General features: G+C 62.1%; 22 protein-coding genes. 1 reads left to right on the top strand and 21 read right to left on the bottom strand.

Going from position 1 to position 19,436, the window contains the following annotated elements:
• Positions 1-507: 507 nt before the first annotated feature.
• The 21 genes from CKO31_RS22345 to CKO31_RS22445 all read right to left on the bottom strand — a co-directional run bounded on the left by CKO31_RS22345 (position 508) and on the right by CKO31_RS22445 (position 19,045).
• Entirely contained in the window at positions 508-792 is a 285-nt protein-coding gene (locus tag CKO31_RS22345; RefSeq protein ID WP_200241776.1) for a hypothetical protein, read from the bottom strand.
• A 208-nt stretch (positions 793-1,000) separates the two neighbouring features.
• Positions 1,001-2,773, bottom strand: a complete 1,773-nt coding sequence (locus CKO31_RS22350; RefSeq protein WP_200241778.1) for an LIC12162 family transferase — start codon at positions 2,771-2,773, stop codon at positions 1,001-1,003.
• 544 nt (positions 2,774-3,317) lie between these two features.
• Positions 3,318-3,737 carry a hypothetical protein gene (locus tag CKO31_RS22355; RefSeq protein ID WP_200241780.1) on the bottom strand — a complete coding sequence of 140 codons (420 nt, stop codon included), beginning with the start codon at positions 3,735-3,737 and terminating at the stop codon, positions 3,318-3,320.
• The gene (locus CKO31_RS22360; RefSeq protein WP_200241782.1) at positions 3,710-4,090 is read right to left on the bottom strand and encodes a hypothetical protein; all 381 of its coding nucleotides are present in this window, start codon (positions 4,088-4,090) and stop codon (positions 3,710-3,712) included. Before CKO31_RS22360 ends, CKO31_RS22355 begins: the two co-directional genes overlap by 28 nt.
• A 41-nt stretch (positions 4,091-4,131) precedes the next feature.
• Positions 4,132-5,175, bottom strand: a complete 1,044-nt coding sequence (gene pseI, locus CKO31_RS22365; protein WP_200241784.1) for a pseudaminic acid synthase — start codon at positions 5,173-5,175, stop codon at positions 4,132-4,134.
• A 35-nt stretch (positions 5,176-5,210) separates the two neighbouring features.
• Positions 5,211-6,308, bottom strand: a complete 1,098-nt coding sequence (locus CKO31_RS22370; protein WP_200241786.1) for a GNAT family N-acetyltransferase — start codon at positions 6,306-6,308, stop codon at positions 5,211-5,213.
• Between the two features lie 203 nt (positions 6,309-6,511).
• Entirely contained in the window at positions 6,512-7,789 is a 1,278-nt protein-coding gene (gene pseH, locus CKO31_RS22375) for a UDP-4-amino-4,6-dideoxy-N-acetyl-beta-L-altrosamine N-acetyltransferase (protein WP_200241788.1), read from the bottom strand.
• Entirely contained in the window at positions 7,780-8,238 is a 459-nt protein-coding gene (locus CKO31_RS22380; protein ID WP_200241789.1) for a DUF29 domain-containing protein, read from the bottom strand. Before CKO31_RS22380 ends, pseH begins: the two co-directional genes overlap by 10 nt.
• Positions 8,235-8,561, bottom strand: coding sequence for a DUF29 domain-containing protein (locus CKO31_RS22385; RefSeq protein WP_200241791.1), 327 nt, complete (start codon positions 8,559-8,561; stop codon positions 8,235-8,237). Before CKO31_RS22385 ends, CKO31_RS22380 begins: the two co-directional genes overlap by 4 nt.
• Positions 8,562-8,946: 385 nt before the next feature.
• A complete protein-coding gene (locus CKO31_RS22390; RefSeq protein WP_200241793.1) occupies positions 8,947-9,174 on the bottom strand; it encodes a DUF4160 domain-containing protein in 228 nt (75 codons plus the stop codon).
• Positions 9,175-9,551: 377 nt separating this feature from the next.
• On the bottom strand, positions 9,552-10,652 hold the full coding sequence (gene pseG, locus CKO31_RS22395; protein ID WP_200241795.1) for a UDP-2,4-diacetamido-2,4,6-trideoxy-beta-L-altropyranose hydrolase: 1,101 nt from the start codon (positions 10,650-10,652) through the stop codon (positions 9,552-9,554).
• A complete protein-coding gene (locus CKO31_RS22400) occupies positions 10,649-11,362 on the bottom strand; it encodes a PIG-L deacetylase family protein (protein ID WP_200241797.1) in 714 nt (237 codons plus the stop codon). Before CKO31_RS22400 ends, pseG begins: the two co-directional genes overlap by 4 nt.
• 183 nt (positions 11,363-11,545) lie before the next feature.
• Positions 11,546-12,235: a pseudaminic acid cytidylyltransferase gene (pseF, locus tag CKO31_RS22405; protein ID WP_200241799.1), complete on the bottom strand. Its 690-nt coding sequence runs from the start codon at positions 12,233-12,235 to the stop codon at positions 11,546-11,548.
• Positions 12,236-12,318: 83 nt separating this feature from the next.
• A complete protein-coding gene (locus tag CKO31_RS22410) occupies positions 12,319-12,618 on the bottom strand; it encodes a DUF5615 family PIN-like protein (RefSeq protein WP_200241801.1) in 300 nt (99 codons plus the stop codon).
• Positions 12,615-12,842: a DUF433 domain-containing protein gene (locus CKO31_RS22415; protein ID WP_200241803.1), complete on the bottom strand. Its 228-nt coding sequence runs from the start codon at positions 12,840-12,842 to the stop codon at positions 12,615-12,617. Before CKO31_RS22415 ends, CKO31_RS22410 begins: the two co-directional genes overlap by 4 nt.
• Before the next feature lie 88 nt (positions 12,843-12,930).
• Positions 12,931-14,115: a UDP-4-amino-4,6-dideoxy-N-acetyl-beta-L-altrosamine transaminase gene (gene pseC / locus CKO31_RS22420; protein WP_200241806.1), complete on the bottom strand. Its 1,185-nt coding sequence runs from the start codon at positions 14,113-14,115 to the stop codon at positions 12,931-12,933.
• The gene (gene pseB, locus CKO31_RS22425) at positions 14,115-15,134 is read right to left on the bottom strand and encodes a UDP-N-acetylglucosamine 4,6-dehydratase (inverting) (RefSeq protein ID WP_200241818.1); all 1,020 of its coding nucleotides are present in this window, start codon (positions 15,132-15,134) and stop codon (positions 14,115-14,117) included. The genes pseC and pseB overlap by 1 nt, the downstream gene beginning before the upstream one ends.
• Before the next feature lie 20 nt (positions 15,135-15,154).
• Positions 15,155-16,975 carry an ABC transporter ATP-binding protein gene (locus CKO31_RS22430; protein WP_200241820.1) on the bottom strand — a complete coding sequence of 607 codons (1,821 nt, stop codon included), beginning with the start codon at positions 16,973-16,975 and terminating at the stop codon, positions 15,155-15,157.
• A 325-nt stretch (positions 16,976-17,300) separates the two neighbouring features.
• The gene (locus tag CKO31_RS22435) at positions 17,301-17,603 is read right to left on the bottom strand and encodes a hypothetical protein (protein WP_200241822.1); all 303 of its coding nucleotides are present in this window, start codon (positions 17,601-17,603) and stop codon (positions 17,301-17,303) included.
• A gap of 371 nt (positions 17,604-17,974) precedes the next feature.
• Positions 17,975-18,310 carry a MarR family EPS-associated transcriptional regulator gene (locus tag CKO31_RS22440; protein ID WP_200241824.1) on the bottom strand — a complete coding sequence of 112 codons (336 nt, stop codon included), beginning with the start codon at positions 18,308-18,310 and terminating at the stop codon, positions 17,975-17,977.
• A gap of 522 nt (positions 18,311-18,832) precedes the next feature.
• Complete coding sequence (locus CKO31_RS22445; protein WP_200241826.1) at positions 18,833-19,045, bottom strand: DUF4351 domain-containing protein; 213 nt, start codon at positions 19,043-19,045, stop codon at positions 18,833-18,835.
• A 24-nt stretch (positions 19,046-19,069) separates the two neighbouring features.
• Between CKO31_RS22445 and CKO31_RS26540 the strand changes: the two genes are divergently transcribed.
• A partial coding sequence (locus CKO31_RS26540) for a hypothetical protein (protein WP_207148090.1) occupies positions 19,070-19,436 on the top strand: 367 nt, incomplete at its 3' end.

Below are 19,436 nucleotides of genomic sequence, written 5' to 3' on the forward strand. Positions count from 1 at the left end.
TTGATATCTTCGATGTGCTCGGCACTCAGGTTGCTGACCGGGATGCTGCTGGAATCCGGAATCATGGGCTTTGGATCGATATCTGAGAAACTGCGCGAAGTATCTCACATATCGGTATATTCCAAAGTGGAAATCACCTCACAACTTTAAGATCTCGGGAGCGCGTCCGTATACATAGCGCAAGGTCGCCGATTCGAAAGACATATTCGGACCTGACTCCGATCGCTTGATCGAAAAGGTAGCGCAATGAGGAAACTGGGTTGCGCAGCCCTAGTTGCGCCATGGCTAGATAGCGATTTCGAGACAGGTATTTAGTCATGCCGTGTGATACCCAGCCACAACTTAATGCTAACGCTAACCCATTGCCCACAGATCTTATGATCAAGTTGAACGAGGGGCTTAGGAACCCCTAACACGCGATCTGTATTGCTGGCTGAACTCGCCGATAAGGCGCTTGTAAGCGGCGGAGAGCATGGGTAGGCGAACTGCTGCCGCGCTCGAATAACGTCAAACTCCAAGGTCATATCCGTACTTCACGAAAGCGAGCTTATCAAGCTCCGCGACTTTTTTGCGAAGTTCCTGATCCCAAACCAGGCCGACTTCGCGACTCTTATGTAAGGCCGGAGCTTCCAGGATTCGGCTTTTATCAAATGCGCAGTTTATTGTATCGAGAAACCTTGTCAGGTCCTCCCGGATCGTTTCAAGCTTCCCCACCGAAGACAATCCCGGCCAGTCGTAGCGACTGTAAAGCTGGGCTACATATCCTGGCCTCAATGTGACCATTTTATCCATGAAGCAATTAAAGCATCGTAGCCTGGAAACTCGTTTACCGCAGATCACCTCTGCGCATCGACAACCGACTAAGATCCTCCCACTTCCGCGCATTATTTTCAATATCTTACACGGGGTTCCTCGCAAGCGACGCGGAGTAAGGTGCTTTGCTTGTTAATACACCATTACTAAGACCCTCCTCCACAGCCTAAACCTTCAACCGCCCAACCTATCCGGGCATCCGGCGCTTCGACTCTCTCAACAAGAACGACCGCCACCATCCTACGGTGTCATCAAGATCTGCGGCCCAGGCAAATCGCTGCTTGAACTGTTCCCTAACCTCCCTTCGACCGGGTTCCTTCCACCACTCTACCGGATCGTTCCAAATTGCCTCTACGAGGCTAGCCATTTCCGCACATTCGGTCTGAACGATCCCCACATCAGCGAGTTGCTCGTATAGGAGCAGCGCATCGGGCCGCACAGTTACCCGCAAACAGGGCGCAAAGACAATAACAGGTATGTCTTGGGTTAGACACTCAAGAAACGTCGTCGAACACGGGTACCCTACGACTACGAGACGCGCCTTCGCAAGTGCATAGCGGATGCCGCGCACTCCTTCATCTATCTTCAACTCGGGATATCTGCGCGCCCAGACGCGTTGAATCGATACAGACGCCCGTTTGTCGGTTCGTAGGCGGATCACCGTTCTCCGACGTATTTCGACCGCCACACTGTCGAAAAACTTTATCTCGGGCAGTGGCCCGCACGGTTGCTCCGATGAACAACCGTTGAGCATACGGTAGTTCGGCAATCTGGAAAGCTCCCGCATGACGTACAAGAGCTTCGAGCCGCGACTACCAGCAGAGTGGAACGGCTGCAGGCGTGGCGCCGGTAGGTTCTCGTCCTCTTCCTCCGCCCAACCCCAGGTTACGAATTTGTCTGATAAACGGCGCTCTATTACTTCTCGAGGTGCAAAGAAGCCTTCTCCGTAATGACCACCATGCTGGACCAAAACCAACCTGCTTCCTTCCAGCTGCTTCTCCGCCGCCCATATCTGGCTTTGAAGCCCAGCGAAGAAGCCGGCCACGATTACACTAGGCCGGCTGAGTGCACATCCCTTCGCAGCACCAAGGTGATGAGCAAAATTCTCCACAAAGTCCATTGGTAGGTTATGCACTAGGGACGACACTAGACGACTTTGGAGTCGCGAGTCAAAAGTAAACCGAGCCAATGTATATCTGAGGTTTAGGTCCGGTGCGCTTTCTGGCAAAGAAGCTCCATCAAAAGTCGGAGTGGACAACGCCAGCCCCTCGTCCTGCAAAAGCTTGCGCAAGGCGGCGGTTGAAAAATGGGTCGGGAGCAGGGCTATCTGGTTGCCTCCCGATCGATCTGCGGGCGGCGACATCAGAGAATCTGAGACCAGCCCCCGCTTCAGCCTGTGCGCAAGGGCATAGGCCGAGCGCAATAAGCTTCGTCTCGGACCAATAGCAGCCGGATAACTGGAAGCTTGCACGTTCGACAATCGCCGAACGCGCATGCCTGCTGCCGTGGCAATCTGGGAAAATATCTGCAGGTTGAACCGGTCAGAGGTCTTGATTCGCTTCGAGAGATCTGAGGCTGTGACTGGAACGGAGTACTGACTTTCCGGAAGGATCAATACGCAAGGCTCCGAAATCCGTTGGTACGCGCTCTCCAAAATTAGGGATCGGATGTAAAAATCACTTACGTAAGGTTCCAGGAAGGTGAAGAGGATAAGCTCCCAATATTGTTCAGGTCGATCGACGTGGTGAACCTCGTTTAACCATCCAGCAAGTGTACGAACGGTGCTGTAATAAAGGTAGTCGCGCTGCTCACGGTAATACTCGGCGCTTTTCTCGAAGCGGATCGGAACTGGTAGGCGATCGTGGATCGTCGCCGATTCTTCGGGCAGGCACCAGCAGCCCAAAATTAGAACATCGTGCAAGCTATGGTCGGCTATGGCCGTTGTTTGCAAAAACGTCACAGTCAATTTTCAGTCACGAAGTGGATCGCGGATTGCTGAACCAACGGCAGTGCTCGCCGGAGAATACAAAGTTCTCTGGTCGCCTTGCTCGCTGCGGCTAGCCGTAGCACAGAACCCGGTTGTCTGTGGAGCGGCCATAAGGAGACCGGGAAGTTGCGGAGGTTGGCCATCGCCAGCCACCGGAGCCGGCCATGGGTATAGCGCCCGAACGGCGCGATCCGCCGCGCCGATCATAGTCAGTCCCTTAGACGATCTTTCAGCAGGGGGTGTCGAGCGTCTGTAGGAAGCCGACGGCGGTCTCGTCGAAGGGGTACTGAAGGCGATGGTGTAGAGGTCTTTGGCTCGTTCGAGGATGGGCGTGTGCCAGGCCCAAGGCGAATGGGCGATCTGGAGGGGTCGTCCAGGCCGCGACCGTGCCAGAGGCTGCGCTCGTCTTATGAAAACTCGCCGGTGGCCAGCGGCAGGATCATTGGGTCCGCGGTGTAGGTCTGCAGCGTGATGGCATGTGCGCCGCTCGCGGCGGCCTTGCCGATCGGCGCAGGCCTCATCGCCGGCGGTTCTTCAGCAGGACCAAGGCGGCGAACGTCTTTCGGTGGCTTAGCGATACGCGGTTCCGCGCAGAAATCGCGCGATCGGCCTCCCTCATCATGAGCAGTACGTCGGCTCGATTTAACTGTGCGTCCGGATCATTATAATCAGCGCGATGACGATCGTGTTGCAGGCGCGCAAAGGTGTCGGCGAAGTGGACGATGTTCGAGGGAAAACCGAGCTTTGTCACCTGTGAGCAGGATTGCTTGGCAAACCCGTGCCCAAGTGCGCGATACACCTGCCGCCACGCAGCGGTGCTGCGTGTTTGCCCAGTGCCGATAAAGCGGTCTGCGCAATCCCGTGCCAGCGTATGGAACATCGCGTAGTAGGCGGTGCTGTCCGCGCGCTTCAGATCGGCCTGGCGTGGCCGGCGCACGTTGAGGCTAGCGAGACGGCGGGCCGTCGGGATGAGTTCGTGGCTAACCGCCACCCGGCGACCTTTTGGCGCGCATCGAAGTGGTAACGCAGATGCGGAAAGCGGTGCTCGCCGAAGGACTCCAGCGTCTCGCGCAGCTCCGTGGTCAAGAAGTTGAAGGGCTCCGGGTCGAGCTCTGGCTCTACCAGATCGAAGTACAGATCGAGATAGAGCGCTTCGTCGCCTTCGAAGTCCTGGCCGGCTTCGGTCTCTATGCGCGTCAAGCCGGCGGATGCCAGCCGCTGGCGCAGGAGCCGCTCGAGCGCTTGGGCGGCGCCGGCCGGAAGAGCGCCGGTTGTATCGATGGTGGTCATTGCGGTTGGACGGTCGGGGGCGTCTCAAGGATGCGCGCAATCTAGCCGACAAACTCCCACGCCATCGCGGTCCCCATCGGCAGATCCCGGCTCACAGGCCGGCCGAGCAGGCTTTCGTAGTGCTTGGGTGCCAGACCGTAGCCGGGGCGGATCACGCGGAGGTTGTCGCGCGTCAGCAGCTCGCCGGCCTTGATGTCTTTGGCGATGTAGATAGAGCGGCGGAAGCGCATGGATGGCTTTTCGGCCTCAGTCGGCCCGTAGTGGATGCCGCCCAGGGCCTGCCAGGCGCGCTCGGTTTCGGTGACCAGCGCGGCCATTTCGGCGGGCTCCATGGAGAAGGCGCTGTCCACGCCGCCTTCGGCGCGGCTGAGGGTGAAGTGCTTCTCGATCACGGTCGCGCCCAGCGCGACGGCGGCGACGCCGGCGCCGATGCCGTGGGTGTGGTCCGAGAGGCCCACCTCGCAGCCGAACAGGTCCCGCAGGTGCGGGAGGGTGTTCAGGTTGCTGTTCTCCGGCGTGGCCGGGTAGGTGCTGGTGCACTTGAGCAGCACGATATCATTGCAGCCGGCGGCGCGCGCGGTGCGGACGGTTTCGTCCAGCTCCGCGATGCTGGCCATGCCGGTGGAGATGATCATCGGCTTGCCGGTGGCAGCGACCTTGCGGATCAGCGGCAGGTCGGCGTTCTCAAACGACGCGATCTTGTAGCACGGGGTGTCCAGCTCTTCCAGAAAGTCCACCGCCGTCTCGTCGAAGGGCGTGCTGAAGGCGAGGATGCCGAGCTGCTTGGCGCGCTCCAGGATGGGTTCGTGCCAGTCCCAGGGGGTATGGGCGATCTGGTAGAGGTCATGCAGGCTGTGACCGTGCCAAAGGCTGCGCTCGTCGTCGATGAAGAACTCGCCCGTCGCGACCGGCAGCGTCATGGTGTCGGCGGTGTAGGTCTGCAGCTTGATGGCATGGGCGCTGCTGGCGGCAGCCGCCTCGACGATCTCCAGCGCCCGCTCCAGTGACTGGTTGTGGTTGCCGGACATTTCGGCGATGACGAAGGGGGCGTGGTCGCGGCCGATGGGGCGGTTGGCGATGTGCATGGTGTCGTTAATGGGTGTTGGGTGTTGAGTGTTGGTTATTGGTTATTGGTTGTTGGTTGTTGGGTGTTGGGTGTTGTTTTTATCATTAGGGACGATTGGTCTGGTAGGGTTTGGATTGGTTTGAAGCCTAGGCGGATGAAGTAAGTTGGTATGCGTGTTGTTAGGGTGATGACGCCGGGGTTGTCTTTGATCAGGGCGTTGACCAGTTGGTCGGCCAGGCCTTTGCCGCGGTAGGCCGGGTCGACGGCCAGGTTTTCCAGGTGGCCGCCTTTGCTGTGGCGGGCGCAGTAGACCATGCCGACGGTGTTTCCCTGGTGCTCGAGTGTGTAGAGTGGATCGCCTGGGCGGTAACGCGAAAGCATGCGCTGGAAGACGTCGCGCGGGGGCTTGGGGTAGCAGCGTTCAAGGAGCCGCTTGATCATCCCCCCCCCCCCGGAATCCTGGTCGGGCATCGCGTCCTGGCGGTAGAGCACGAAGGTGCCGACCAGCCGGTCTTGCTCGAGCTGGACGCGGGAGAGCTCCATGCGGTGGCCGTGCAGATCGAGGAATGCGCGCGGGTAGCCGTCTGCGTCAAGCATGCGGATGAAGTCGAAGAAGTCGTTCAGGCTTTGGATCGGCGCTTGATCCAGGTCGCTGTCTTCTGGCTTGCGGCGGCGGAAAACCATCGGCTCGCCCTGTTGGGGCTGGGGCGTTGGCGCTTCGCGGATGATGGTTTCGATCATGTCTTCGATCAGACCGGCGGCGCGCAGGAAGATCTCGGATGCCGAACCTTCCAGGCACAAGGGACGCTTGAGGTAGACGGGGCCTGCGTCTAGTTCCGCCACGCAGCGCAGCGCCGTGAGCTGAGTCTCCCGGTGTCCGCGCTGGATGAGATTCTGCAGCGGGCTGCCGCCGCGCCCATAGGGCAGGTCGGTCATGTGAAAGATGACGCATTCCCAGCCCTCCTGGATGGTCGCAGGGATCAGGTGGGACCAGTGCGGGAAGAAGACAGTGCGCGGGGCAATCTCGCGCAGGCGTTCGGGGGTGAGGTCTTCCTTGCGGGTGATCAGATGAAACGGCTGGCCGGTGCGTTCGGATAGGCGCGCAGCCATGATCTCGTTCCAGGGGCGCGATGTAGCAATGACGTAGCTCATGCTCAATTAACTGCCTGGCCTGCTACGGCTTGATGTATCCGTTCTGGTCTTGAAAGTTGAGAAGCGTGGGTTCGTTCTCACGGCCATACGTCGGATGGGAGCCGCGACCGCCGTGCCATTTAAAGCCCATTGACTCAGCAATACGACAGGCATCGTCGAAACGGACAGCTTTCGGATTCTGCCGTCATGCTGCGATGCGCTTATCACGTTTGGCCATGGATGCTCAGAGTATAGCGTCGCCCCCGCCAGTCGAAGAACGCCGGATAGCGCGCGTTATCCACGACACGCAACAGCTCGAACTGCTCTGCGACCGCCTTTTCTGGGTCCAGGCGGCTGTCCGCCGGGCCTCGGCGCGGGTAGAAGGTCTCTTCGCCCTGCTGCCGCCGCCCTTGGGCGGCGCTGTAGGGATAGGCGTCGACGAACCAGCGGCAGAGGTCGTGGGTGGCCTGGGCCTGGGCGGCGCGCAGCTCGTCGATGAGCTCGTGGCCCTGGAACTGGAGCCAGCGCTGGGCGTAGATGGCGCCGCTGTCGACGCGGTCGGCGGCCTCGATGAGGGTGACGGGGATGCGCTGTTTGCCCTCGACGATCTGCCAGGTGAGCGGCGACCAGCCTTTGCCCTGGGGTAGATCGCTTTCGTGGACGACCAGGGTGTGGTGGAACTGGGCTCGGAATTGCGCGGGCACGAGTTGGCTGAAGCTGAGGCAGAAGCAGAGGTTGGTTGTTGGGTGTTGCTTATTGGTTGTTCGTTGTTGGTTATTGGTTGTTGGGTGTTGGGTGTTGGGTGTTTGGGCGTCGTTGATGCTGTGGGCCCAGGTGACTTGGTGGCCTTGGGCTTGCCAGTCCATCTGCAGGTCCAGCAGGTATGGGTTGATCCAGCTATTGACGTCGGAGAGGATCAGGATTGTTGTTGGTTGTTGGTTGTTGGTTGTTGGTTGTTGGGCGAGTTGTTCGAGTTGTGCGAGGCGGGCTTGTAGCCGCTCGCGGTGCTCGGGCCATTCGCTGGCGAGCAGGCCCAGGCGGACGATGTCGATGCGGTTGGTGCCGTCGTGGTGTTGCTCGCGGAAGCGGCCTTCTTCGGTGAAGCCGACTTTTTTGTGCATGTTGACCACGGGCGCATTGTTGGCCAGTACTTCGCAGTTGAGTTTGTATAGGCCAAGCTCGCTGAAGGCCAACTCCAGCGCGGCGAGCTCCATCCTCAGCCCGGTGCCGGAGGGTGCCTCGGGGCGGGCGTAGAAGCCCCAGAACGCGGTGCTCTGCTCGGGGTCGAAGTCGGTTACGTAGACGACGCCCTGGGGTGTGCCGGCGGCGTCGTGGTAGAGGTGCCAGCGCCGGCTTGCGTCTTGTTGCAGGCGCTGGAACCAGGCGCGATGCTCCGCCAGGCTGATCTCGTGGTGGCTGTACATGGCTCGGCGCACGGCGGGGGCGTTGCGCCAGGGGAGGATCAGCTCGAGGTCGGCGTCGGTGAGCGGTGTCAGTCGCATGCGGAATCGGGAAAGAAGTCCGGGTTGAGCACCTGTTCGAGTGCGTACGGACAGTGCTCCGGCAGCCTGACCGCTGCGTGATGCAGTGCAAAGGTCTTCTCCGCCGCCCGCCGGGATTGCTGCCAAGCCTTGGCGAATAGCTCGGGGGCATGGTGCTTGAGGCTGGGCGTGACGTCGATCCGGGCCTGCGCTTGATCGCGAAGCTCGATGATCTCTTCGGCCCACCTGCCTTGCGGTGCCTGGGCGGGCGAATAGTCCAATTTGAGCAATTGAAGCAGGATTTCCGGCAGCAGGGATTGCAGGGCGAGTTTTTGTTCTCTTCCCATGTCTTCCAGCTCTTCGGCAATGTGCTCCCGATCCATCTGCGCCCATTGGCCAGGGCGCAGCAGCGCGGATTGCTCCTGCGTCCAGCTCAAGAAATCGGTCTCGTAGTTGGCGGTGTTGGTCATAAGGCAGCGGCGGGCGCTTCGGCCAAAAAGGGCTTGAGGCTGGGGACGTCTTGCAAGAGATCGCGGATGCGCAGCCGTTGCTCCAGGAAGGAGCCCCGCCAAGCGCTGGACCGCTGCGCGGGCTGGTACTGCCATTTGTGCAGATGCGCCAGCGGGATCTTCAAGCGACCCACCAAGTCCTGGCGATCGAGACGACCCATGGTTTTCAGCTCCTCGACCAGGTGCTCGATGTCCAGCTCCTGAAACCGACGCTGCCGGAGCAGCTCCGCAGTCTGTTGTGTCCAGGCGTGGATGTCCTGCTCATTAAAGTGAGCGATCGTCATGCAACAAGCCGCTTGCCGGTCAGGGCTTGGATCGCTAATGCGACCGCTGTTCGCCGAGCAAGTGCCTGACCACTCGGTGGACACCCCGGCCGTCGACTAGCTCGGCGCCGGGTGCCGCCAGATGCTGGCGCTGCTCATGGACTAACAACACCGATACCGTGCAAGGCTTTCGGGTGCAAGATCTTCGCCCTCCGGCCAGCGGAGCGCGTCGAGCGGATCGATGCCAACTTACCGAAAATAGCGCTCTTGTTGCAGTCGCCAATAGGCTTCGCGACGCCGTATCAGTGGATCGAGGTCAATGACCCATTGTTCTCCGCTGACGAGAGAGACTTGGAGGCGTCGTTGTTCAAGTGGTATCACTTCTAGCACTTGTGGCCAAGGCGCTTCAACCGCCAAGCTCATCCCATTTCTCCTGCAAATCAGCCTGATTATCGCAAATAAACTGCTTAATCTTTTTCGACTGCGTCGGAGGCATCTGACTGGCTAATAATTCGCCGTTGTCCAGACGAAATGCACCGGCGTAATCGCCATACATCGCATGGCAATGCGGTACGCCATGATTGTCCATGTACATGTAAATCGAGATACCGAAGAAAAATGCAATTCTTGGCATCGACCCCCTGCTGAGGTCGATAGAAGTTGAGCGTGGTGGATGTCGGTCATTTAACCAGGCATCGCGCGAGCACAAAGGCCTCGGCGACCTCGCAGCCGACTGGCGCACCGCGCCAGCAGGCTAAGTGCTCGACGCCCTGGCGCGAGCCCCGATGCGGTCAGTCGCGCAGTTCATAGGCGCAAGCATCGAGGGCTGCTAACCCCGACTCGGACGCGGTGCTGCCTGGCGGTTGCCCAAGATGCTCCCCGCCCGAAGGTGGAAGTAGAGCGCATCGCCATCTCTATCGAGTTTGACCTTCATCGGGAATTCCTCAGTCGGCGATCAAAAACGGCGGTCGTGTTTGCAATGGGCGCTGAACTCCATCGAGTAGCCCGTCTCTAATGCGACCGCTGTGCGCCTAGCAAGTGCCTGACCACTCGCTCGACACCCCGGCCGTCGACTAGCGCGGCGCCGGCTGCCGCCAGGTGCTGGCGCTGCTCGGGGTCGTCCAACAGTGCCTGCAAGGCGCGACGCAGCCGGTCTGTCGTCACGCGGTCTTTGTGGCCAAGATAGTCGATCAGGCCGGCATCAGCCAGCGCGAGGCAGGCCGGGCGCTGGTTCTCGGCGATGCTGACCACCAGGCTCGGCAGGACCAGGCAGCAGCGCTCCCAGGTGGTGGCGCCGCCGGCGCCGATGGCCAGGTCCGCCTGGGTCATCAGGTCCGCCAGGTGCGGGCGCGGCGGATGCAGTTGGGTGTTGCCGCGCGCCGCGGCCTGGGCAGCCAGGCTGTCGGCATGCGGGTTGTTGGCACCGACGACGACGTCCAGGGCCAGGTGGGCCAGGGCGGGGTCGCTCAGGGCTGCCAACGCCCGCCCGGTGAGGTTGTCGGGGTCCGTACCGCCGAAGAAGACCAGCACCCGGCGCACGGCGCCATCGCGGGCGCGCAGCGCTTGGCGGGCTTGTGCGTATTCCGGCCGCAGCAGCGCATAGCTCGGCCCGAGCAGCAGCCGTGCATGGGCCGGCACCAGGCCGCGGTAGCGCTCGGCGGCGTTCTCGGTAAAGTTTTGATCCAGCAGCAGCTCGCACTCGTGCCGGCGGTTGGCCAGGTCGTCGATGACGAGGATGCGGTCGACGGTTGGTCGTAGGCGCTGTTCCCAGGTGCTGTCGAGGGCGTAGTGGTCGATGATGAGGATGTTGGTTTTTGGTTGTTGGTTGTTGGTGAGGGCGGTGATGGTTTCGGCGGCGTCCTGCGTCTGGCTGACGCCGAGCCAGGCGGCGTAGTCGGCGTCAGCGGCCTGCTGCTGTAGCGGCGGCGAGGGTAAGGCGCTGACGCGGTAACCCTCTGCGCGAAGGGCATCGATCTGGTGGCCGGGGTGGGCGCGGCAGATGAAGTGCCCGGTGGCGCCCGCTTCGCGCAGCGCCCGGGCGAGGGTGCGGCAGCGCGCTAGGTGGCCGAGGCCGATGCGGGCGGAGGCGTCGGTGCGCAGGGCGATGTTCATTGCACGTGTCGCGCGATCACAAAGGCCTCGGCGGCCTCGCAGCCGACCGTGGCGCCGCGCCAGCGGGCGAGGTGCTCGACGCCTTGACGCGAGCGCGGGTGCGGCCAGTCGCGCAGCTCCTGGGCGTAGGCGTCGAGCGCGGCGAGCTTCTGCGCCAGCGTGGCGCTGATGTCGACGAACCAGTTGGGCGCGAACGGCTTGCCGCTGCCGGGTGGCTGCCATTCGGTGCTGGAGGGCACTTCGAAGGTCAGTAGCGTCTTCACCGGGTGGCCGCGCTGGGGGCGGCAGGCGGTGACAACCGCCTGATGCACGCGGCGGTGGTCGATGTTGAGGTCTCCGGCGTGGTGCGTGAAGACGCTGTCGGGGCGATGCTGGGCGATGCGGGCCTCCACGCGCTGGGTAATGTCCAGCAGCGGGATGCTGTCCAGCCGGTTGTCCGGCAGATCATCGAAGCTGACCGAGGCGGCGCCGAGGATGTCGGCGGCCCGGCGGGCGGCGGCGCGGCGCTGGTCCAGGGCCTGTTGCTCGGCTGGCGACAGGTTTTGACCGGCATCACCGCGGGCGCCAACGCCATCGGCCAGGAACGCCAGATGCACCGGGGTGCCGCTGGCGGCGAATTTGGCGATGGTGCCGCCGCAGCCGAGGACTTCGTCATCGGGGTGGGCGGCGATGACGAGCACGGAGGCTAAGTCCTTTTTAGGAGAAACCATGTCATGTCATCTTGCGGAAAGAGCGGATCTCGATGGTAGACAAAGCCATAGTCAACCAGCTGAAGATCCGAAATGCCTCTTGTGGCGTTTTAAAGCCACCAGCAGTGGTCTCGACTTTTTCTGAAACCATCATTTTCTGACTTGCTCCGCAGCGCTTTTCAAGTGATTCGTCAAGTGATTCGCCTAATTCGTACGCAAAACTCTCCACAGGATTTCCGCCCGATACCAATCGTCGACAGTATCGATATCCTGGACCCTCCAACGCGGTAGAACCAACGGCGTGCTATGGCGATCGAAAATTCTCAGCCCTTGCGTCCAGGCTTCGGGGCGGCCCCAGTAGAATTGTCCCGCATCGTGCAGTGCTTCCGGCAGGTCTTGTGATCTTTTGTTGAAGTGTTCCGGGAAGAACATCTCTAGACCGCCGCTTTCGGTCTGCTGGAATGACCGAAAAATCGGTGACGCGAAGTGCGTGGCGGTGAAGCAAAACGCCCAGTTACCGCTTTGTAAACGCTCCAAACCAGCACGGAGGTCGGCGGCTTCAACGAAGGGGGCGGTCGCATAAAGGCAGCAAACGGCATCTGCGCTCCAACCGGCGTGTATCGCCCAGTGTACGGCATTTGAGATCACTGCCGTAGTGCCTGCGTAGTCATCAGAGAGTTCAGCGGGACGGCAAAAAGGCACTTCCGCCCCATGCGCTCCTGCCACTGCCGCGATCTCTTCATCATCAGTTGAAACGATGATGTGCTCGAACAAGCCCGACTCCTGCGCGGCCGCGATCGACCAGGCGATCATCGGCTTGCCGCAGAAGCCGCGGATGTTCTTGCGCGGGATGCGTTTGCTGCCGCCACGGGCGGGGATGACGCAGAGGTTCATTGGGGGGTGGTTGTTGGTTAATGGTTAATGGTTAATGGTTGTTGGTGTTGGTTATTGGTTGTTCTTGGGTCTGGCGATTTTGCTCAGTGCTGCGCATCGGCGAAAACACGCGAGAAAACGGTGCGCAGGCGCCGATTAGTTAGATTGCCACACGTGACCCACAGCAGCCGTGGTGGTGGCCCTTGTTGGGAAACCAGTTCGACGAAGTCGCTGTCTTTGCTGATCGGCACCACATCGCGCACAGCGCGGGCGCTGTCGAAACTCTCTAAATCCTCGGCATCCTGCAAGCCGAGAAAACGCAACGACTTCGCCTCAACGCCGAAGCGATCAGTGAGCCAGGGTGCCAGCCCTGGTGGCAATTGCGCGTCGATCCAGAAGATCATGCAGCCAGTCTTGGGATGTCGGCCCGCCTGGCCGCGTAATGCAGGCAGGCATTGATGTCTTCAGGTTCCAGGTCGGGGAAGTCGGAGAGGATCTCCTCAACCTCGACTCCTTGCGCCAGCATCTCCAGGATGTCGGCGACGCGAATACGCATGCCGCGAATGCAGGGCCGTCCACCACACTGGTGGGGGTTGAAAGTAATTCGTTGGTCGCGGTCGGTGTTCATATCGGCACGGGCTGAGGCTTGGAACAGCTGGTGGTTATTTCACAAGATTCACAACGGTCGCAACGCCTGAGGATGGTCGCGGGGACGTTCATCGTGCTGCCAGGGTCTCCGCGAGTCGCTGCAAGACCCGATCTTGCTGCGCCCCGGTGAGCGTTGGATGCAGCGGCAGGCTGATGGTTCGCTCGTAGTATGCCTCGGCGATCGGGTAGTCGCCTTTCGCGAAGCCGAACTGCTGGTAATCGGGCTGCGTATGCACGGGAATGTAGTGCACGTTGACGCCGATGCCGGCATCGCGTAGCGCCTGGAAGGTGTTGGCTCGCGTGGCGGTGTCCGCAACCTGGATCGGGTACAGGTGCAAGGCTGAGCGGTGTCTAGGGTCTTGATACGGCGTCTGCACCGGCAGATCGGCGAGCATGTGATCGTAGCGCTCGGCAAGGGCGTGGCGGCGGCCGATGTAGTCATCCAGGCGCTGCAGTTGGCTGCGTCCGAGGGCGGCCTGGATGTCGGTCATGCGGTAGTTGTAGCCGAGCTCGATCTGCTGGTAGTACCAGGGGCCGGGGCTTTCCTCCGTCATCCGCGCGGGGTCGCGGGTGATGCCGTGGGTGCGCAGGCGACTCATTCGCTCAGCTAGCTCGGGGTCGTTGGTCAGCGCCACGCCGCCCTCGCCGGTGGTGATGATTTTGACCGGGTGGAAGCTGAAGACGGTGATGTCGCTGTGGCGGCAGGCGCCGATTTTGGTTGTTGGTTGTTTGGCGTTTTGTGCAAGGGTTTCGCCGTAGGCCGCGCCGATCGCGTGGGAGGCGTCTTCGATGATGCGGAAGCCGTAACGCTCGGCCAGCGCGGCGATGGCGGGCATGTCGCAGGGCTGGCCGGCGAAGTGCACCGGCATGACGATTTTGGGCAGTCGGCCGGTCTTTTCGGCCTGCTCCAGCTTGGCGGCCAGGGCGTCGGCACTGAGGTTGTAGGTGCGCGGGTCGATGTCGACGAAGTCGACTTGGGCGCCGCAGTAGCGGGCGCAGTTGGCGGAGGCGACGAAGGTGTTGGGCGAGGTCCAGAGCCAGTCGCCGGGGCCGAGGTCCAACGCACGGCAGGCGATGTGCAAGGCGCTGGTGGCGCTGTTGACGGCCACGCCATGCGCCGCCACGCAGTAATCGGCAACGGCCTGCTCGAAGCGCGGCACCGCCGGGCCTTGGGTGAGGAAGTCGGAGCGCAGGACTTCCTCCACCGCGGCGATGTCGGCTTCGGTGATGTCTTGGCGGCCGTAGGGGATCATCAGGCGGCGGGCACGCTGAAGTTCGGATCCAGATGCTCGCGGATGAGCACGCGCAGTTGCTCGACGCTGAGGAAGTCTGGATTGGCTCCGCTATTGTAGGCGTACCCTTCCGGGACGGGCTCGCAGCCGTTGAGTGTGCAATAGTGCTCTAGGCTGTATTTGCCCGACTGCGGCAGGATAGCGAAGTACCGACCGAGATCGACGGTGTTAAAGCTGTCGCTGGCGGTGATCATCTCTTCGTGAATCTTCTCGCCGGGGCGGATGCCGACGATCGGCTGCTCGCATTCGGGGCCGATGGCCTGAGCAACGTCGGTGATGCGGTAGCTGGGGATCTTGGGCACAAAGATCTCGCCGCCGTGGGTATTTTTCAGTGCCCAGAGGACCATGTCGACGCCTTCCTGCAGGCTGATGTTGAAGCGGGTCATGGCCGGGTCTGTGATGGGCAGGACGCCGGTCTTGCGCCGTTCCAGAAAGAAGGGGATGACGGAGCCCCGGCTGCCCATGACGTTGCCGTAGCGCACGACGGCGAAGCGGATGTCGCGCTGGCCGCGAATGTTGTTGGCGGCGGTGAAAAGCTTGTCGGAGCAGAGCTTGGTGGCGCCATAGAGGTTGATGGGTGCGGCGGCCTTGTCGGTGGATAGCGCCACGACCCGCTGCACACCGGCGTCGAGGCAGGCCTCGACGACGTTCTGAGCGCCGAGGATATTGGTCTTGATGCATTCGAACGGGTTATATTCCGCGGCCGGTACCTGCTTGAGCGCGGCGGCGTGGACAACGGTGTCGATGCCCTGAAGGGCGCGGCGCAAGCGGTCGGGGTCGCGCACGTCGCCGATGAAATAGCGGATGCCGCGATGGTCTTTGGCATCGAGCCGCTGGGCCATCTCGTATTGCTTTAGCTCGTCGCGGCTGAACACGACCAAACGCTTAACGTTCGGGTGCCGCTCGAGCACGGTCCGGACGAAGGCCTGACCGAAGGACCCGGTGCCGCCAGTGATAAGGATGGATTGCGTGTCGTTCATGAGCTGATGGATCTCCCAATTCACAACGCCTGCATCGCGACGAGCTTGCCAAAGCGCGAATCCGCCGCGTCGCGTAGGTCCTGGTAGCTGCCCTGCTCGACCAGCCGTCCGCGGTCGAACACATAGACACGATCGACGTTGCGGATGGTCGAGAGGCGGTGCGCGATGATCACCACGGTGAGCTGCCCCTTGAGCCCGTCGATGCTCTGCTGGAGCGCGCGCTCAGAGTCGGTGTCGAGCGCGCTAGTGGCCTCGTCGAGGATCAGTAGGCTGGGGCGGCGAAAGAGTTCGCGCGCGATGAACAGGCGCTGGCGCTGACCGCCGGAGAGCCGCATGCCGCGGTCGCCGACGACGGTGTGGTAGCCCTCGGGCAGGGTCTCGATGAAGTGGGCGATGTGAGCCTGGCGGGCGGCGGTGCGCACGCGCTTGAGCAAAACATGGTCGGCGGCGGCATCGCCGGCCCACATGCAAATGTTGTTGGCGATGGTGTCGTCGAAGACGACTGTCTCCTGGGAGACATAGCCGATCTGGCGGCGCCAGCTGGCGCGCTGGATCTGCTCGCCAGGAACGCCGTCGATCAGGAGTTGGCCACTGCGCGGTTTAAGCACGAGAGTGAGCAGGTCGGCCAAGGTCGACTTGCCGGCGCCGGACTCGCCAACCAGTGCGACCGAGGTGCGCACCGGGATGTCGAAGCTGATGTCGTGCAGGACGTCGCCGAGCTCGGGCGTGTAGCCGAAGCTGACGCTGCGGAGGCTAATGCCTTCGGCGAGCGGCGGCGCCGGCTGGGTGCCTCCGGGCTCGCGGTGTTCGCGCTGGGCAGCGAATTCGTCGCGCACCAGCTCCACGGCGCCAATATGGTTGAGGGTCTTCTGCCAGGTCCCCTGGAGTTGCAGGGTCGTGCTGATGCCTCGGTAGAACAGGATGATAGACACCATGATCGGTACCAGCGGCTGCTGCATAACGACCATTTGTAATAAAACTATAACCATCATGGCAGTCACGGCAATAGGTTCCCCTACTGCTGCGGTAAAGGCCCCCGCAATGCCCGTGCGCATCTGGTAACCGGTGAGCCGGCCGATCGAGGCGTTGACGGTGCTGCGCAGCGGGCGGACCTGATCCGTGGCGGTGAGGTACTTGAACGCGTGCAGGAACTGGATGAGCAAGTTGGCGAGGTGGCCGTTCTCGCCCGCCATCTTGCGCGAGAGCGCGCGCACGTAGCTGCTGAGGCGGCGGAAGAAGAGCAGGAGAACGACGCCCACGACCAGGGCCATTAGCCCGAAGCGCCAGGCGACGACGAAAGCCAAGGCGCTGTATATGACGATGTTGACGAGTTGCGAGACCAGCTGCGCCAGGAAGTTGAAGGACTGCAGCGTCTGGGTGATCTGCTCATTGATAGCGTTGATGAAATGGCCGGTGTCGCGCTGGCTGTAATACCGGTAGCTCATGCGGCTGTAGTCGTCGAACAGCCGGCCTTTGAGCTCGCGCAGCAGCTGGGCACGCAGGTAGGCGTTGAAGCCAAGGGCGCCGAAGGTGAGCGCGCCCTTGGCGATAAACGCTGCGATGATGATGAGCACGACGGCGACGGTAGAGTCGGACCAGCCGAAGCCGGCGAGTAGGTCATGCAACACCTTGCCGATACCGGTGGGGGCTTCTGCGCCCTGGGCGCCCGGCGCAGCGGCGCCTTCGAGGCCCTGCAGCAGCGGCAGCAGCATCAGGATGCCGACGCCTTCGGCCAAGGCCGCGACCAGGGTGAACGCGAAGACCAGATACATGCGCGCACCCAGGTAGCTTTGAAAAACGCGCAAGTAGTGCGGGATGTCGCGGATCGGATTCTGGTGCATGGGCTAGACGGACGGTCGGGCTGGCCAGGCTTCAGTCATCGGGGTTGAGTGTTCGTTCAGACTACCGCGGCGCCCAGAAATTATTGGGCTTACCGCCCACCGCGAGGATGCCCGCGCACTCGTCTCGAACGCGAGCGAAATAGCGGCGGCGCACGCCGTCAGGCAGCGAAGGCTTCTCAATCGGGGTTTTGAGGACGCGTCGTGCGAGCGTGCACAGATGAGCGGGCGCGAAGCGCCCGGCATGGCGGTCGAGTCCGATCCGTCCGAGGAGTTCCGCCAGCGGCGTGTCCTAGCGCTGCCCAACCGAGAGGTTCGCGTGCAGTGCCTACTTAGGCAAGAAGCGGCGGATGCCTAGAATATCGCTGACGGCGTCGAAGGCGGCGCCTTGGTCGCTGGCGAGATGCTCTAAGAAGCGCAAGTGCATGCTCTCGGCGCCGTAAGCGCTGCGGTAGCGCGAGAACTGGGTGTGGTAGCGCATGCTGTCGAGGATCAGCGAGTCGCCGGTGAGGGCGGTTGCGACGTCGCGCGCGACCTGGTCCTGCCCTGCATCGCGCAGCTCGCGCCACATGGATAGGCCTCGGGCGATCGGGTCGGACACGACGTAGATCAGCTTCAGCTCCAGCAGCATGCGCCGAACACGGTCGAATACGTGCGGGTAATGGCCGGCGCAGGAGTAGCGCCAGCTCTTCTCGCCGATTCACGGCTCGCCTTCATAGTGAGCAAAGAGCGTGCGGTAGTATGCCAGGCCGCGTGCCCACTGGCGGTCGAAGGCAAAAAATTGGGCTCATGCGGGCGCGAGAAACAAATTTGCGGGTGGTCGCACAAATAACGGGCAAGCATGCTGGCGCCGGATTTGGCGGTGCCCAGGACGAGGAAGTTCGGCAAAGACATGGCCGGGTTGGGTTGGCTGACCGGAAATCGGGGTCGGAGCCATTGCCTTGCGGTGAGCACCGGTGCGGCTTACCCGGCGTCGGGTCGGCCGGGCGACTGGCCGCGTTGCTAGGTCTCGGCGTCGGCCTTCACCTCGGCGCGCAGACGCGCGATCTCGGCCTGCAAGGCGGCGTATTCGGCCTCTTTGCGCTGCAGGAAGCGCGCGGCGATGCGGGCCTTGGCGTCGATGCCCTGCGGCGTGAGCAGGTAGAGATAGGCGCGTTTGTTGCGGCTGTTGCGGAAGTTCTGGATCTTGATCCAGCCCCGGTCCAGGAGGGCGCGCAGGCAGTAGTTGGTCCGGCCGACGCTGATGCCGAGCGCCTTGGCCAGGTCGCGCTGGGAGCGCGCGGGATCGGCCTGGAGCAGCCGGAGGGCTTGGAGCTGGAGGTCCTCGTTTAGCGCCAAGGTGGTGTCGCCGTTGGGCAGCGCTTGGTGGCGATGCGTGCGCGTGCGTTGGGCACGCTACCGCCCTGCCGGGGTGCTTGCAGCATGGTCGCTGGTGCTGGTTTTTGGTTTTGGTTTTTTTGGGCGCGCACGAGGCGATGGAGTCGCGCTGGTGTGCGTTTGCTGGGCTGTGTGCGTTCACTGTGTGAACGTAGGGTTAGTGCAGCAGTTGCGCCTGGCGGTGTCAAGTCCGCAAAAAGGGGTCAGAGCCCTTTAGCTTCGGTGTCGGGTGTCGGGCTTCGTGCCTCAGCCCGACCTACGCCGATTGCGCCGATTGTGGGAAACAGGGTCGGAGTGGTTTTGGCCCCAGGTCGAGCCGCCCTGCGACTCGGTGCGGGGGTCAGCGCTGTGGGGGCGCTGTTGTCGGCACGTTCAGGGGCCGTCGCGGCAAGGATGCCGCTCCCAGGGGTCCGAACGGGGGGCGGAGCCGTTTATCGCGCGGGGCGCTCATTGTGGGCCAACGCGGGTTGGAGCCGTCGGCGCTCAGTGAAAAACGGCATCCGGTGTGTCCGCCGTGAGGATGCGCTCCGAGCAGTCCAGCAGGGTCTCGGCGTCGGCCTCCTGGATGCGCTGGCGCAGGTTGGCGCTGACAGGACCGAATTTGCGCTCCAGCTGGCGCAGTAGGACCTGGGCTTCGCCTTGGCGCTTGCCCTGCTCGATGCCTTGCTGGATAAATCGTTCTGCGAATCCGGTCATTTCGGCAGCCTCCCGGGGATACCGTTGGCTGTAGCCTATGCCGATGTGTTCGGAACACGCCGCGCTGCCTCGAAATGTTCAGCCGTCCTGCAATTCCAAACGACGCTCGATGCGTTCGATTCGGGCGACGAGTTGATCGGTGTGCGCGTGCTGCTCGACGATTTCCCCATACATGTGCGCCAGATCACGCCGCATACCGGCAACCGTCAGCTCCAAGTTGCTGATGCGCGACTCGATTCGCGCAGACCTTGGGCGGTGGCCGGGGTTCAGGGTCGTAGGTCCGCACAGCGGACCATAGGGGCGCGCAACGGCCCCAAATATTGGACACTCAGCGGGCCGAAAGGTCATGGAAACATTCCAAAAGATCCTAGAGGGGGAGACGGGGTCAGGG

The organism is Thiohalocapsa halophila, assembly GCF_016583825.1.
Classification (GTDB): Bacteria; Pseudomonadota; Gammaproteobacteria; order Chromatiales; family Chromatiaceae; genus Thiohalocapsa; species Thiohalocapsa halophila.

What these genes read in the sequence shown, in the direction of transcription:
- CKO31_RS22410 (WP_200241801.1), bottom strand. Translation starts at nt 12,618, where the DNA reads ATGATCTTCTGGATCGACGCGCAATTGCCACCAGGGCTGGCACCCTGG.
- CKO31_RS22445 (WP_200241826.1), bottom strand. Translation starts at nt 19,045, where the DNA reads ATGACCGGATTCGCAGAACGATTTATCCAGCAAGGCATCGAGCAGGGC.
- pseC (WP_200241806.1), bottom strand. Translation starts at nt 14,115, where the DNA reads ATGATCCCCTACGGCCGCCAAGACATCACCGAAGCCGACATCGCCGCG.
- CKO31_RS22370 (WP_200241786.1), bottom strand. Translation starts at nt 6,308, where the DNA reads ATGAGCTACGTCATTGCTACATCGCGCCCCTGGAACGAGATCATGGCT.
- CKO31_RS22360 (WP_200241782.1), bottom strand. Translation starts at nt 4,090, where the DNA reads ATGACCACCATCGATACAACCGGCGCTCTTCCGGCCGGCGCCGCCCAA.
- pseF (WP_200241799.1), bottom strand. Translation starts at nt 12,235, where the DNA reads ATGAACCTCTGCGTCATCCCCGCCCGTGGCGGCAGCAAACGCATCCCG.
- pseI (WP_200241784.1), bottom strand. Translation starts at nt 5,175, where the DNA reads ATGCACATCGCCAACCGCCCCATCGGCCGCGACCACGCCCCCTTCGTC.
- CKO31_RS22345 (WP_200241776.1), bottom strand. Translation starts at nt 792, where the DNA reads ATGGATAAAATGGTCACATTGAGGCCAGGATATGTAGCCCAGCTTTAC.
- pseG (WP_200241795.1), bottom strand. Translation starts at nt 10,652, where the DNA reads ATGAACATCGCCCTGCGCACCGACGCCTCCGCCCGCATCGGCCTCGGC.
- CKO31_RS22435 (WP_200241822.1), bottom strand. Translation starts at nt 17,603, where the DNA reads ATGCTGCTGGAGCTGAAGCTGATCTACGTCGTGTCCGACCCGATCGCC.
- CKO31_RS22380 (WP_200241789.1), bottom strand. Translation starts at nt 8,238, where the DNA reads ATGACCAACACCGCCAACTACGAGACCGATTTCTTGAGCTGGACGCAG.
- CKO31_RS22390 (WP_200241793.1), bottom strand. Translation starts at nt 9,174, where the DNA reads ATGCCAAGAATTGCATTTTTCTTCGGTATCTCGATTTACATGTACATG.
- CKO31_RS22385 (WP_200241791.1), bottom strand. Translation starts at nt 8,561, where the DNA reads ATGACGATCGCTCACTTTAATGAGCAGGACATCCACGCCTGGACACAA.
- pseH (WP_200241788.1), bottom strand. Translation starts at nt 7,789, where the DNA reads ATGCGACTGACACCGCTCACCGACGCCGACCTCGAGCTGATCCTCCCC.
- pseB (WP_200241818.1), bottom strand. Translation starts at nt 15,134, where the DNA reads ATGAACGACACGCAATCCATCCTTATCACTGGCGGCACCGGGTCCTTC.
- CKO31_RS22400 (WP_200241797.1), bottom strand. Translation starts at nt 11,362, where the DNA reads ATGGTTTCTCCTAAAAAGGACTTAGCCTCCGTGCTCGTCATCGCCGCC.
- CKO31_RS22430 (WP_200241820.1), bottom strand. Translation starts at nt 16,975, where the DNA reads ATGCACCAGAATCCGATCCGCGACATCCCGCACTACTTGCGCGTTTTT.
- CKO31_RS22415 (WP_200241803.1), bottom strand. Translation starts at nt 12,842, where the DNA reads ATGAACACCGACCGCGACCAACGAATTACTTTCAACCCCCACCAGTGT.